This window comes from Corynebacterium durum (assembly GCF_030408675.1).
GTDB classification, from domain to species: Bacteria; Actinomycetota; Actinomycetes; order Mycobacteriales; family Mycobacteriaceae; genus Corynebacterium; species Corynebacterium durum.
This window is the reverse complement of the sequence record NZ_CP047200.1, coordinates 422,209-437,895: the sequence shown is the minus strand read 5'-3', so window position 1 is coordinate 437,895 and position 15,687 is coordinate 422,209. Positions and strand designations below refer to the sequence as shown.

At 58.0% G+C, this 15,687-nt stretch carries 6 protein-coding genes; 2 read left to right on the top strand and 4 right to left on the bottom strand.

What is annotated here, in order from left to right:
* Positions 1-300: 300 nt before the first annotated feature.
* Together CDUR_RS01955 and betA are read right to left on the bottom strand one after the other, a co-directional pair.
* Positions 301-1,605 (bottom strand): PAS domain-containing protein, encoded by a 1,305-nt coding sequence (locus CDUR_RS01955; RefSeq protein ID WP_325064673.1) that lies wholly within the window; start codon positions 1,603-1,605, stop codon positions 301-303.
* A 335-nt stretch (positions 1,606-1,940) separates the two neighbouring features.
* Positions 1,941-3,704: a choline dehydrogenase gene (gene betA / locus CDUR_RS01950; protein WP_006062909.1), complete on the bottom strand. Its 1,764-nt coding sequence runs from the start codon at positions 3,702-3,704 to the stop codon at positions 1,941-1,943.
* 363 nt (positions 3,705-4,067) lie between these two features.
* On the opposite strand from betA, the gene betT reads away from it, so the two are divergent.
* Together betT and CDUR_RS01940 are read left to right on the top strand one after the other, a co-directional pair.
* On the top strand, positions 4,068-6,194 hold the full coding sequence (gene betT / locus CDUR_RS01945) for a choline BCCT transporter BetT (protein ID WP_051033936.1): 2,127 nt from the start codon (positions 4,068-4,070) through the stop codon (positions 6,192-6,194).
* A gap of 32 nt (positions 6,195-6,226) precedes the next feature.
* Positions 6,227-7,804, top strand: a complete 1,578-nt coding sequence (locus tag CDUR_RS01940; protein ID WP_179418790.1) for an aldehyde dehydrogenase family protein — start codon at positions 6,227-6,229, stop codon at positions 7,802-7,804.
* 77 nt (positions 7,805-7,881) lie between these two features.
* Here CDUR_RS01940 and CDUR_RS01935 read toward each other — a convergent pair whose 3' ends face one another.
* On the bottom strand, positions 7,882-11,886 hold the full coding sequence (locus CDUR_RS01935) for a DNA-directed RNA polymerase subunit beta' (protein WP_179418789.1): 4,005 nt from the start codon (positions 11,884-11,886) through the stop codon (positions 7,882-7,884).
* A 144-nt stretch (positions 11,887-12,030) separates the two neighbouring features.
* Positions 12,031-15,531 carry a DNA-directed RNA polymerase subunit beta gene (gene rpoB / locus CDUR_RS01930; protein ID WP_179418788.1) on the bottom strand — a complete coding sequence of 1,167 codons (3,501 nt, stop codon included), beginning with the start codon at positions 15,529-15,531 and terminating at the stop codon, positions 12,031-12,033.
* Positions 15,532-15,687 lie beyond the last annotated feature (156 nt).

Sequence of the window (15,687 nt, the reverse complement as noted above, 5' to 3'; positions counted from 1 at the left end):
TTGTCCTGCCTTAATATGCCGAACGCGACCACAGCTCTTCTTGGCACCCCGCCCGGCACAGGAGTTGTGATGACCTACCGTACAGCAACGCACGCCAGTTCACCACGATGTGCACATGGCAAAGCAAACCGCCAAGAAAACTCGCGATACAACATATGCTAACACGTGACACGTCAATCACGGTCACAGGAGCACTGCATTCGCGGCGATTCACCACCATTCACTGTCTCTGATACTGGACAAGTGACCCCAAAGACCCTACAATTCAGGGCCTTTTTATAATTTCTCCATTGCTTGATGTTACAAATTCCCCACCGAAGTCTCTCGCTCTACTTGATCAATTTTTCCGATAATTGTGGAAATATCAAACCCGCGACTTAGTTGGCCAATGTTTGTCACCAGTTCTTTAAGGTTCGCAATGGCTATAGTGGCACCTTCAATCGACCCGGACACCAGTCTCAGCAATTCCGTCAAATCGCTGGGAAGCTGCCGCTGTGATACCGCCTGCCAGTCGGTAATCAGCTGCTGCGGAATCTCCATGAGAGAAATCACACTTTTAATAGCGGTTTCTACCGCCTCCGCCTGCCGCCGATGCTCCATCGTCTGTCCTTGCATCGCCTCCACCCCGTCACGAATAGCCTGGGCAAGCATGCATATCGACGCCGCAGAATGTTCGTCCGCCTCACCATCAATCAGCTCCGCGACAAAATTCGCCATCATGGTGGTTTGCAGACGAGCCAGAGCTACCCCAAAACGCGTTTCCGCACCCGTTCTATCCAGGGCAGCAATACCATCCACCACATTGACGATTTTCGCCGAGATAATGCCACGCATCTGAACCCACACACGCAACGGCATCAGAATGTCTTCGTAACGGGCACCCGACTCACGGTTAAGCACTTCAATCTGAGCTGTTAGCCGACCCGTGGTGTCCAGCTCCTGGTTGATCTTTTCACCTGCATTTTTGAGTTGCGTAGACAACTCCCCCAGCCGTTCCAGCTCCCCCATCCACTGATTCAACTCATCGTAGACGCTGTGCACAGCATCATGAATGATGCGTAGCTCACCCGTAGCTGTGTCACGGCGAGGCGGTTTTCCATCAACCTGAGCCTCGCGACGCATCACCTCAGCAGGCAAAACGGTCCACTGAAACTCGTCGTAGGAGGGGAAACCTGCGCCATTCAGCTTCTCAATGATGTTGCCTGCACCTTTTTCGGCAGCCTCTCGACGATTACATCCCTGCGAAATGTACCCATCCTCCAGCTCCCGAACCTGCTCGTAGATGCTGCTTGCAGCATTAAAAATATCGGTGCAACATGCACGCATGCGAACAGACAAATAGCCTCCGGCCTTGAGTGGAGTAACCGTTGCCAACACATCATATTGGCTGCCATCCTTGGCCAGATTATGCACGTAAGCGACAAAAGGCTTGCCTGCGTGGAGCGTATTCCACATCGCATAAAACGCTCCTCCGGGCATGCAAGGGTGGCGAATTATATTGTGGGGAGCACCTGCGAGTTGGTCTCTGCTATAACGCGAAAGTCGAATAAAAACGTTATTCGATTCCTGGATAACACCGCGCTCATCGGTGGTCGAGAAAAACATGTCATTGATGCCCACTTCGTGGTGTGCGCCAGTTGGCCGCACCCTAGTCATACCCACTCCCTCAATTGGTGATTATCGCGTGATAATGACAAATTAAAAGTATTTTATATGCGAAATTATCTCATTGACGCAAAAGTACTATCAGCGCTTGTGTGCGACTCTACCACGCGATTTTCAACAATCCAGGTCTCAAAGATTAATTTTTACTCACCTAATTCCCCCGCCCCATTCCTCCCCCGTGAGACTCGATCCATGGTGCCAAATGCCCCCCCACACACTCAACGAGCATGCTCACTTAAGCACCATGGATCGCAGCAATCCCCAATCACAGGACTCTAGTGATCAGCGCCCTTGATTTTTTGTTTGTGGTCCCGAATCTCCTCCCCTTCTGCATACAAGGGCATGCCCTTGTTTACCTGGTAGAATGGCACATCAATCGGGTCCAGTGGCCGCTTTCCTTGAATCAGATCAGCAGCCTTCTCTGCCATCATGATGACCGGCGCGTAAATGTTACCGTTCGTGATGATCGGCATGATCGACGCATCACACACATACAGCCCTTTCAGACCGTGGACCTGCATCGTTTCCGGATCCACCACGGCCATTTCGTCATCGGCCGACCCCATCTTGGCGGTACATGAGGGGTGAAGTGCCGTCTCGGCGTCGTTACGCACCCATTCGAGGATTTCCTCATCGGTTTGCACATCAGCACCAGGGGAAATCTCACCATCGGTGTATTCCTTCATCGCTGGTGTGTCCAGCAGGCGGCGTGACACCTTCACTGCCTCGACCCATTCGCGACGATCCTGATCAGTAGCCAGATAGTTAAAGATAATCTCCGGCTTGTCCTTCGGATTCGCAGAGGTGATCCGAACATGCCCGAGCGTATCGGAGTACATCGGCCCAACATGGAACTGGAAACCGTGCTCCCCCTCTGGCTGTGTACCGTCATAGCGGATCGCCATCGGCAGGAAGTGGAACATCAAGTTCGGGTATGCCTCATCATCGTTTGACCTGGCAAAACCACCCGCTTCGAAATGCGACGAAGCCACGGGACCACGCTTGGTCAGCAGCCATTGCAGCCCGATAAACGGGCGAATCCACATCTTGTAGTAAGGCTGCGACGACACCGGCTTGGTCACGTTGTACTGCACATACACCTCCAAGTGATCCTGAAGGTTCTCCCCCACACCAGGCAAGTGCTTGACCACATTAATGCCCAGCTTCTCCAAATGGTCCCTGTCCCCTACACCAGAAAGCTGGAGCAGCTGCGGCGTATTAATCGCCCCACCGCAGAGGATGACCTTGTCGGCATACACCCGACGTTTCGCCCCTTTCCACTCGTATTCCACCCCAGTTGCGGTTTCACCATCAAAAAGGATCCGGGTGGTAAAGGCGCGGGTACGCACATCAAGGTTCTTACGATCCAGCACTGGGTGTAGGTAGGCACGTGCTGCCGACAAGCGCTTGCCTTTGAAAATATTGCGGTCGAAGGGCGCAAACCCTTCCTGCCGGTACCCGTTAACATCGTTGGTGAGGTTGTATCCGGCCTGCTGCACCGATTCAAAAAACGCCTGGAATAGCGGACTTGTTGCTGGTCCACGCGTCAACACCAGGGGGCCGTTGTGCCCGCGGCGTGGATCGTTCGGTTCCGACCCCAACGCCGTCTCCATTTTGTTGAAGTAGGGCAACACATGCTTGAAGTCCCAGTTGGACATCCCTGGGAGCTTGCCCCATTTTTCATAATCCATCGGGTTTCCGCGCTGGAAAATCATGCCATTGATGGAGCTGGAACCACCAAGAACCTTGCCGCGTGCGTGGTAGATGCGGCGGCCATTCATCTCTGGCTCCGGCTCGGACTCGTATTCCCAATCGTAAAGTTTGTTTCCAATCGGGAAGGAGAACGCGGCGGGCATGTGGATGAATAGGTCCCACAGAGAATCCATGCGCCCCGCCTCCAAGACCATTACTTCGGTTGACGGATCGTCGCTGAGTCGCCGCGCCAGCACTGAACCAGCGGAGCCGCCACCCACGATGACCACGTCACGCCGACGGTCTTCAACAATCTCACCCGACCGATCTACATGGTGGGCACCCATCAGGCGCGATAGGATTCGATTTTTGATGGACAACTTCTAACCCCTTTCAGGTGCAGCTCACAGCGCAAAAAGCTGTGATTCAACTACACATCACGACACACTTGACCTACCCCAGTGTGCCAGCGTTACGACGTCTCGGCCACCCCCAGCGCGCGCCGACACCGTGTATCCTCGGCTAAGGGCACGGTAGCAATCAGTCAGAAGAGAGGATTGTCTACATTGGCAAATTCAAAAAAATCACACGAAAAAAGGAACACAAGCACTGACGCGGAGGCAGATACACAGCCAACGTCAGACAGCTCACACTCCACAGATAGCCCTACACCTGAAAACAAATCAAAACGAAAAAACACGACTGAAACAATCGTAGGATCATTCCGCGCCGCACCTGCGCCTGATGAGGCACCAGAGACTGGGATCCCACGCCCCACAACCAACTGGCCAGTTTTTATCATTTCGGCTCTGGGCATTCTCAGCGTAACCATATGGGCCGCAGTGGCCGGTGACAGCGCTGAACGCACGCTTGTTGGCGTTACCACCTGGATCGCTACCAACCTTGGGTGGTTCTACATCTTAACCGCCACGATAATCGTGGTATTCGTGTTATTCATCGGACTATCGCAATCGGGGAAAATTCGGCTAGGGCCAGACCATTCACGGCCACAATTCCGACTTTTTTCCTGGGCGGCGATGCTATTCGCAGCCGGCATTGGCGTGGATTTGATGTTCTTTGCCGTGGCGGAACCAGTCACGCAGTACTACACACCACCGGTGGGTCCAGGGGAAACCCGCGAGGCAGCCGAGCAGGCAGTTGTGTGGGCACTGTTCCACTATGGCATCACCGGATGGGCAATGTATGCGCTGATGGGGTTGGCATTTGGGTATTACGCCTATCGCCTTAACATGCCACTTGCAATTCGTTCGGCACTGTATCCGCTCATTGGTAAACGCGCCCAAGGACCGGTGGGAGATGCCGTGGACGTGGCGGCGATGCTGGGCACCGTCTTCGGTATCGCGGCGTCGTTAGGCATTGGCGTGGTGCAGCTGAATTACGGCATGAAGGTGATGTTTGGCCTTGAAGAGGGGTTCGCGTCGCAGTGCGCACTTGTGGTGCTGTCGGTGGGCGTGGCCACTGTTTCCGCCGTGTCGGGCGTGGATCGCGGCATCAAAATGCTCAGCGAGTTTAACGTCCTCCTCGCCGTGGGACTCATGGTGTACGTGGTAATCACAGGACGGACCGCCTTCCTTCTAGACGGCCTGGTCATGAACATCGGCGATTATGTGTCCTCATTCCCCAGCATGACCATGGATACATATGCTTTCTCCGAAACTCCCGAGCAAACCCAAGCATGGCTGGGATCCTGGACGTTGTTCTTCTGGGCCTGGTGGGTGGCCTGGGCTCCTTTTGTGGGGTTGTTCCTTGCCCGCATTTCCCGCGGCCGCACCCTGCGACAGTTTGTGATCGGTACCCTCAGTATCCCCTTCATTTTCGTTCTGCTGTGGATGAGCTTCTTTGGAAACTCTGCCCTTGACCTTGTCCGTCATGGTAACGACGCCTTCGGAAAAGCTGCCGTATCCACACCACAACAGGGCTTTTACGATCTGCTAGCCACCTATCCCGGCGCAACCTTCCTGACGGGTCTTGCCACGATGATCGGTTTGCTGCTGTACATCACCTCAGCTGACTCCGGTGCGTTGGTGATGAGTAACTTCACCTCCCGGACGAATCACAGCAGCCAAGACGGCCCCGTATGGTCGCGCATTTTCTGGTCAGTGGTGGTGGGTGTGCTCACCATTGTGCTGCTGCAGATTGATGGCGTGGTCACAGTGCAGTCCGCAACAGTGGTGATGGGTTTGCCGTTTACCGTGGTCATGTATTTGATCATGCTGAGTTTGGTGCGTTCCTTCAGACTTGAGCAAACGCAGGCGGAGGCTCGCGGCATTTCACTGCATTCAGCGATGTCGGGTCGTACTGAGCATTCAACAGCGGTGGGGCATCCCGTTGCGTGGCGACGTCGCTTGAGCCGCGCCAGCACCTGGCCCAACGCCGCCAAGACCGAGAAATACATGGAAAATGTGGCGATTCCCGCAATGGAACAGGTGGCCACGGAACTGAAGAATCGCGGCATTGAGGCGACCTTGGTGTCCACGGACGTGTCCGATTCACCGATTCGTACACTTGACCTGACGGTGAACCTTGATGAGGAACAAAATTTCCGTTATCAGCTATACCCACTGGAGTACGCTGTCCCCTCGTTCACCAGAGACACCGGCGAGAATGACGAGGTATATTACCGCATTGAGGTATTCGATAACACAGGTTCGCTGGGGTATGACGTCTACGGGTACACGGTTGAGCAGCTCATTGACAATATCCTCGACCTGTACGAACGACACCTTGAGTTCCTGCACATGCAGCGCGACCTACCGGGAAGTTCCGATATGTCTGGTGGCGCCGAGCCAATCCGCGACTGGTCCGAAACTTCATAGAACCGATCCCATAGATTTTTAGGAGTGTAATTATGACACCTGTGTTCGCCCCGACCGAGTCCGCTCTGCTTAGCCACGTCTTTAGTGGTAAGGGTTCCCCTGAGGCACCGGCATCGCTGTTTATCGACGGCCAGTGGGTTCCGGCCGAAAGTGGCGCCACCCGCACCATCACCAACCCTGCGGATCGCAGTGTGGTGGGTGTGGTGTCAGAGGCATCCGATGTGGACACGGAAAAGGCCATCCGCGCGGCTCGTATTGCGTTTGATGCTGGCGATTGGTCCGCCACTCCAGCATCCGAGCGAGGAAAAATCCTGGTCAAGGTTGCCGAGGCCATCCGCACACACAAGGACGAGTTTGCCGCCGCCGAGTCAGCCGATACCGGGAAGCGACTCGTAGAGTCGAAGTACGACATGGACGATATTGCCAACGCCTTCGACTATTTTGGTGCCCTTATCCAGCAGGATTCGGGCCGCGTGGTGGGCGTAGGTGACCCCGCCGTGCGTTCCCGCATTGATAACGAGCCGGTAGGCGTGTGTGCCCTGATTACTCCCTGGAATTACCCGTTGCTGCAGGTGTCGTGGAAAGTCGCCCCGGCGTTGGCTGCGGGTAATACGTTTGTGCTGAAGCAGGCTGAGCTGACACCGCACACGGCGATGATGCTCATGACGGTTCTCGCCGAAGCCGGGGTCCCCGCAGGGGTGGCCAACCTGATCACCGGCGCGGGTGCTAGCTGCGGCACGCCGCTATCCACCAGCCCACTGGTGGATATGGTGTCCTTCACGGGCGGGCTGGTCACCGGCAGGCTCATCGCCCGAAACGCGGCGGACACCATCAAACGCACTGCCCTAGAACTGGGTGGCAAGAACCCCAACGTCATTTTCGCCGACGCGGATTTCGATGCTGCGGTGGATAACGCCCTAAACGGCGCGTTTGTGCACTCCGGCCAGGTGTGTTCCGCAGGCGCGCGCATCGTGGTTGAGGAATCCCTGCACGATAAGTTCGTCGACGAACTAGTGCGACGCACTAAGAATATTAAGCTCGGCGGCCCCCTGGACCCGGACGCAGAGACTGGTCCGCTCATTTCTTCCGAGCACCTGGATAAGGTTGCTGCCTATGTGGACACTGCCCGCGCACAGGGTGCCACTATTCTCACTGGTGGTCGGCGTGCCGACGCCTCGGATAACACCAGCAGCCACGGCACCGGCAACACCGATCTCAGCCAGGGCGAATTTTACCTGCCCACTATAATTGACGGCTGCACCTCAGACATGGATTGCGTACACGATGAGGCCTTCGGCCCCACCGTCACCATTGAAACGTTCACCACCGAGGACGAGGCCGTGGCCATTGCCAATGACACGGAATATGGGCTGGCCGGGGCCGTGTGGTCCAGCAACCCGGGAACCACCGAACGTGTGGCGGCGCGGCTACGGCATGGCACGATCTGGATCAACGACTTCCACCCCTACCTCCCCCAGGCCGAATGGGGCGGCATGAAGATGTCCGGCAACGGCCGTGAGCTGGGCCCCACCGGGCTGGCCGAATACCAGGAGCACAAGCATGTGTACCACAACATTGCACCAGGTGTAACGGGCTGGTTTGCCCAGTAAACACCATCTAAGCACAGGAAAACCCCGAGTTCCCACCCACAGGAACTCGGGGTTATGTCATGCAGACCTAAGCCGACTTAGTAGGCACCATCCAACGGCACGGACGCGCCGGTGTAGTCGCCAAAGCCATCGTCACCGTAAATCGAATCGCCGTAGGTCGGGATCGAGTAGGCGGCGTTGCGAGCAGCCTCGGTGGGCTTGACGGAGATGTTGCGGTAGCGGGCGATGCCGGTACCAGCCGGGATGAGCTTACCGATGATCACGTTCTCCTTCAGGCCGATGAGCTTGTCGGAGCGCTTGTTGATCGCGGCGTCGGTAAGCACACGCGTGGTCTCCTGGAAGGACGCAGCGGATAGCCACGACTCGGTAGCCAGGGATGCCTTCGTGATACCCATGATCTCACTGCGCAGCTCGGCGGGCTGACCGCCGCCTTGGATTGCCTCAGCGTTGGCGAGCTTCGCCTCGGAGAGGTCAACCAGGGTGCCGGGCAGGAATTCGGTGGAACCGGATTCGATGACTGTGCCGCGGCGCAGCATCTGGCGGATGATGATTTCGATGTGCTTGTCGTGAATGGCCACACCCTGGGCGCGGTACACGGCCTGAACCTCGTCGATGAGGTGCTGTTCCACGCCACGGCGACCCAGGATGTCAAGAACATCATGCGGGTCAGCCGGACCGCGCAGCAGGCGGTCGCCCACGTTCACGTGGTCACCTTCCTGAATGGTGCGTTCAATAAACGCACCTGGGTTGGTTTCCATGGGAACCTTGATCATGGCCAGGCCCTGGCGCTTAGACAGCTTCTCGTACACCACGTCATCGGAACCATCGTCCGGGCTGATGGTCATGGTGTAGAAGTTGCCCTCGTCGGACAGGTGAACCGTGCCGGAGACAGAGGCAATCGGGGCTTTGTTCTTTGGCACGCGGGCCTCGAACAACTCCTGCACACGCGGAAGACCACCGGTGATGTCACCGCCAACACCACCCTGGTGGAAGGTGCGCATGGTCAGCTGGGTACCGGGCTCACCAATGGACTGCGCGGCCACGATGCCCACGGCCTCGCCAATGTCCACCTGCTTGCCGGATGCCATGGACTTGCCGTAGCACTTGGCACACACGCCGGTCGGAGTCTGGCAGGTCAGCACGGAACGGACCTTGACGCCGGGAATACCGGCATCCACCAGCGCATCGAGTTGCAGCTCACCAATGTCGGTTCCTGCCGGGAGGACGACGTTGCCGTCCGCGTCTGTTGCATCGGCGGCGAGCACACGGCCCAGTACCGAGGTCTCCACCAGGCTGTGGCGGCTGTAACCCACGGTCTCGCCACTAGCATCCTTGACGGGCACGGACACGGGAACCTTGACACCCTGGCGGGTACCGCAGTCCTCTTCGCGCACAATCACGTCCTGCGCAACGTCCACCAGACGACGGGTCAGGTAACCCGAGTCGGCGGTGCGCAGAGCGGTATCGGCCAGGCCCTTGCGGGAACCGTGAGAGTTGTTGAAGTACTCCAACACGGTCAGGCCCTCGCGGAAGGAGGTCTTGATCGGACGGGTGATGTAGTCACCCTTGGAGTTCACAACCATGCCCTTCATGCCGGCCAGGGTCCAGATCTGGCGCATGTTACCGGCAGCACCGGACTTCACGATCATCGGAATCGGGTTGTCATCCGGGTACAGTTCCTCCACGAGCTTACCCACATGGTCGGTGGCGCTCTTCCAGAGTTCCACCAGGCGGTCGTAGCGCTCGCGCGAGGTCAGGGCACCCTTGACCCAGTACTTGTTCTCAATGTCGCGGGCGTCGGCCTCGTAGCGGTCAAGGATCTTCTCCTTGTCCGGGAGCACCAGCACGTCGGACATGGAGATGGTCACACCAGAGCGGGTTGCCCAGTAGAAACCAGCGTCCTTCATCTTGTCCATGGTCTGGGCCACGGTAATCATCGGGTAGCGTGCGGAAAGATCCGTAATCACATCACCCAGCATGATCTTGTCGGAACCGCCGCCCTTACGGACCATCACACCCTCAAGGTACGGGTAGTTCCACGGCAGCAGCTCGTTGAACATGATGCGACCAAGGGTGGTGTCAGCCAACCAGGTGTCACCCTTGTGCCAGCCGTCGGGGAAGTGCTCAGCCTCAATGTCCGCCGGGGGACGCAGGTGAGAAATCCGCACCTTGATCGGTGCCTGGAGGCCTAGCACACCACGGTCGAAGGCCATGATGGCCTCGGCAACAGACAGGTACACGCCCTGTGCAGGCTGCTCGTTGGTGGCGGGTTTGTAGGCGCCCTGTCCACCGAACTCCTCCGGCCCCTTCTCCAGGGTGAGGAAGTACAGACCAGTCACCATGTCCAGACGCGGCATGGCCAGAGGCTTACCGGACGCCGGGGACAGGATGTTGTTGGAGGCCAGCATCAGGATACGCGCCTCAGCCTGTGCTTCCGCTGACAGCGGAAGGTGCACGGCCATCTGGTCACCGTCGAAGTCGGCGTTGAACGCTTCACAAGCCAGCGGGTGCAGCTGGATAGCTTTACCCTCAACCAGCACCGGCTCGAACGCCTGAATACCCAGGCGGTGCAGCGTCGGCGCACGGTTCAGCATCACCGGGTGCTCCGCAATGGCTTCTTCCAGCACGTCCCACACCTCGGGGCGCTGACGCTCCACCATGCGCTTGGCCGACTTGATGTTCTGTGCGTACTGGTTTTCCACCAGGCGCTTCATCACGAACGGCTTGAACAGTTCCAGCGCCATCAGCTTGGGCAGACCACATTCGTGCAGGCGCAGCTGCGGACCAACGATAATCACGGAACGACCAGAGTAGTCCACGCGCTTACCCAGCAAGTTCTGGCGGAAGCGACCCTGCTTGCCCTTCAGCAGGTCAGAGAGGGACTTCAGCGGGCGGTTGCCCGGGCCGGTGACGGGGCGGCCGCGACGGCCGTTGTCGAACAGTGCGTCCACGGATTCCTGCAGCATGCGCTTCTCGTTGTTTACGATGATCTCGGGGGCACCGAGGTCGATCATGCGCTTGAGGCGGTTGTTGCGGTTGATCACGCGGCGGTACAGGTCGTTCAGGTCGGAAGTGGCAAAACGGCCACCGTCAAGCTGAACCATGGGGCGCAGCTCAGGCGGGATCACCGGAATGCAATCCAGAACCATGCCTGCCGGGTCGTTGCCAGAACGCTGGAAAGCCGCAACGACCTTCAAGCGCTTGAGGGCACGCATCTTCTTCTGGCCTTTGCCTTCGTTGATGATGGTGCGCAGCTCCTCGGCCTCGGCGTCAAGGTCGAAGTTGCGGATCAGGGTCTGGATTGCCTCGGCACCCATGCCGCCGGTGAAGTAGTCTTCGTAGCGGTCCACCAGCTCGGAGTAGATGGTCTCATCAACGATCATCTGCTTCGGGGCAAGCTTGACAAAGGTGTTCCAGATTTCATCCAGGCGATCGATTTCGCGCTGGGCGCGCTCGCGGATGTGCTGCATTTCCTTGTCAGCTGCGTTTTGCACCTTGCGGCGGGCGTCGGCCTTGGCACCGGCTGCCTCCAGCTCGGCAAGGTCTTCTTCCAGCTTCTGAGCGCGCTCGGCCAGCTCGGATTCGGAGTCAGCCTCCACGTCCTTCTTCTCCAGCAGCATTTCGGCTTCTAGAGTGGTCAGGTCGTTGTGGCGTGCTTCCTCATCAACGCTGGTGATGATGTTCGCAGCGAAGTAGATGATGCGTTCCAGGTCCTTCGGTGCCAGGTCCAGCAGGTAGCCCAGGCGGGAAGGCACACCCTTGAAGTACCAGATGTGGGTCACGGGTGCAGCGAGCTCAATGTGGCCCATACGCTCGCGGCGCACCTTGGACTTGGTGACTTCCACACCACAGCGCTCACAAATGATGCCCTTGTAACGGACGCGCTTGTATTTGCCACAGGCGCATTCCCAGTCGCGGGTGGGGCCGAAAATACGCTCGCAGAAGAGGCCGTCCTTTTCGGGCTTCAGGGTTCGGTAGTTGATGGTCTCCGGCTTTTTAACCTCGCCCTTGGACCAGCGACGAATGTCGTCGGCGGTGGCGAGTCCGATGCGGAGCTCGTCGAAGAAGTTGACGTCTAGCACGTAACTCTCTTTCCTAAAAATAAGTTCTAGTGGCAATCATTCGCCTGCTTATCGACGCCCCGGGGAACCCGACCCACGGCTTCTCACCGTGGACCGGCACCCCGGTTGTGCATGCTGTCAGCAGGCCGAGGAAAGTAGTGCGGTTTAGGCGCTATCAGCGTCGGAACGCTCGTCGCGGGACAGGTTGATGCCCAGCGACGCGCCTGCCTGGTCAAACTCGTCATCGTCGGAGGTGCCCAGCTCCATCGGGGTACCGTCCGCTGAGAGAACCTCAACGTTCAAGCACAGGGACTGGAGTTCCTTCAACAGCACCTTGAATGACTCGGGAATGCCCGGGTCAGGGATATTTTCACCCTTGACGATTGCTTCGTAGACCTTGACGCGACCAACCACATCGTCGGACTTGATGGTCAACAATTCTTGCAGAGTGTAGGCAGCGCCGTACGCCTGCATTGCCCACACTTCCATTTCACCAAAGCGCTGGCCACCGAACTGGGCCTTACCGCCGAGCGGCTGCTGGGTGATCATGGAGTATGGACCAGTGGAACGAGCGTGAATCTTCTCGTCCACCAGGTGGTGCAACTTCAGGATGTACATGTAGCCCACAGAAACGGGGTACGGGAACGGTTCGCCGGAACGGCCGTCGATAAGCTGAGCCTTACCGTTTCCGTCCACCAGGATGTCGCCGTCGCGGTTGGGGCGCGAGTTGGCGAGCAGTCCAGCGAGCTCCTCGTTGGAGGCACCGTCGAACACAGGGGTTGCGGTAAGCGAACCGGCGGGAACGTCGTAGAGTTCCTCCGGCAGCATCTCCATCAGATCCTTGTTGTCCGGGTTGTTGGTATCGATACTCCACCCGGCGGCGGCGAGCCAGCCAAGGTGGACTTCCAGCACCTGGCCGATGTTCATACGACGCGGCACACCGTGGGTGTTCAAAATAATGTCCACCGGGGTGCCGTCCGGCAGGAACGGCATGTCTTCCTGCGGCAGGATCTTGCCCACAACGCCCTTGTTGCCGTGGCGGCCGGCCAGCTTATCGCCGTCCTGGATCTTGCGCTTCTGGGCGACGTACACGCGAATCATTTCGTTGACGCCGGGGGCCAGGTCATCGTCGTCATCCCGGGAGAATCGACGAACGCCAATAACCTTGCCTGTTTCACCGTGCGGCACCTTCATGGAGGTGTCGCGGACCTCGCGGGCCTTCTCGCCGAAGATGGCGCGCAGCAGGCGCTCCTCCGGGGTCAGCTCGGTCTCACCCTTCGGGGTGACCTTACCCACCAGGATGTCGCCGTCGCGGACGTCGGCACCGATGCGGACAATACCGCGGTCATCCAGGTCTTTCAGCACGTCCTCGGACACGTTGGGGATTTCACGGGTAATTTCCTCGGCACCGAGCTTGGTGTCGCGGGCGTCAATTTCGTGTTCCTCAATGTGGATCGAGGTGAGAATGTCCTCCTCCACAAGGCGCTGATTCAGAATGATCGCGTCCTCGTAGTTGTGGCCTTCCCATGGCATGAACGCCACCAGCAGGTTACGGCCGAGTGCCATTTCACCGTTGTCGGTGCCGGGGCCGTCGGCAATAACCTGACCAGCTTCAACGCGGTCGCCAATGTCCACCAGTGGCTTCTGGTTGTAGCACGTACCCTGGTTGGTGCGCTGGAATTTGCGCAGGATGTAGGTGTCGCGGATGCCGTCGTCACCCATCACGGTGATGAAGTCCGCAGAGAGGTTCTCCACCACGCCGGATTTCTTGGAAATAACCAAGTCGCCTGCGTCGTAGGCGGCGCGCAGCTCCATGCCGGTACCCACGTAGGGGGCTTCCGAGCGGACCAGCGGCACGGCTTGACGTTGCATGTTCGCACCCATGAGGGCACGGTTAGCGTCGTCGTGCTCCAGGAAGGGAATCATGGCGGTAGCCACGGACACCATCTGACGTGGGGAAATATCCATGTAGTCGATGTCGGTGGCGTTGACCACCTCAATGTCCCCGCCTTTCATGCGGACCACAACACGCTCTTCGGTGATGTTGCCGTCCTTGTCAAAAGGCGTGTTCGCCTGGGCGACCACGTGGCGGTCTTCCTCGTCTGCGGTGAGGTAGTCAATCTGATCCGTCAGCTTGCCGTCCACAACCTTGCGGTAGGGGGTTTCAATGAAGCCGAACGGGTTGACCTGCGCGTAGGAGGACAGTGAACCAATGAGACCAATGTTGGGGCCTTCAGGGGTTTCAATCGGACACATGCGGCCGTAGTGCGAGGGGTGCACGTCGCGAACTTCAATGCCTGCACGCTCACGGGACAGACCACCCGGGCCAAGAGCAGACAAACGGCGCTTGTGGGTCAGACCAGACAGGGAGTTGTTCTGGTCCATGAACTGCGACAGCTGCGAGGTACCGAAAAACTCGCGGATCGCCGCAGACACGGGGCGCACGTTAATCAGCGAGGTGGGAGTGATGGACTCCGCATCCTGCGTGGTCATACGCTCACGCACCACACGCTCCATGCGGGAAAGGCCCACACGGACCTGGTTCTGGATCAGCTCGCCCACGGTGCGGAGACGACGGTTACCAAAGTGGTCGATATCGTCCACCTCAACCGGAATGACCGCGCCGGTTGGGGAGGTCATGGTGGTTTCACCTGCGTGCAGGCGCACCAGGTACTCCAGGGTGGTGGCAATATCTTCCTCGGTCAGCACCATGGTGCCATCATGGTCGCCGCCAAGACCCAGTTTGCGGTTGACCTTGTAGCGGCCAACCTTGGCAAGGTCGTAGCGCTTCGCCCGGAAGAAGCTGCTATCCAGCAGGGACTGTGCAAGGTCGCGCGTCGGCTGCTCGCCGGGGCGCTGCTTGCGGTAAATTTCCAGCAAGGCTTCGTCGGTGTTGGATACACCGTCGGATTCCAGCGTGGTCATCATGATCTCGGAGAAGCCGAAACGCTCCACGATTTGCTCGTGGGTCCAACCCAGGGCCTTCAGCAGGACGGTGACGGGCTGACGGCGCTTGCGGTCAATGCGCACACCAACGGTGTCGCGCTTATCCACGTCGAACTCTAGCCATGCGCCGCGGGAAGGGATCACCTTCACCGAGTGCAGGGCACGCTCTGTGGACTTGTCGATCGTCTGATCAAAATACACACCGGGGGAACGAACCAGCTGGGAGACAACAACACGTTCCGTGCCATTGACAATGAACGTTCCCTTGTCCGTCATCATCGGGAAGTCGCCGATGAATACGGTCTGCGATTTAATTTCACCAGTATCGTTGTTCACGAACTCCGCTGTCACATACAGCGGAGCCGAGTAGTTAATGTCTTTTTCTTTGCACTCATCAATGGAGTACTTCACCTCTTCGAAGCGGGGCTCCGACAGAGATAGAGACATGTTTCCTGAGTAGTCCTGAATTGGGGACAATTCTTCAAGAATGTCCTCAAGACCACTTGTTACACGGGTACCCTCGGAGACCTTTTCTTGCATGCGGGCACGCCACTCAGGCGTACCAATGAGCCATGCAAAAGACTCAAGCTGCAAGTCGAGGAGACCTGGAACCTCAATGGGTTCCGTGATCTTCGCAAAAGAGTATCGCTCCGGAGCACCGGGGATTTCGGCCATTGACTTGGTCTGGCGGGAGACTGCCAAGATGCGTCCTTCCAGCACCTCACGCGGTCGGCAACCTAAGGTGGGTGGGCTACCGGGCCGCTAGAATTTGAGAATACGGTCTGCTGTGGAAACGCCGCCCAGATAGCACTGAATGACCTTGTCAAATCGAGTTTTTTCAACCCGAGGCAACAAGGTCTCACATGCGATATGGAG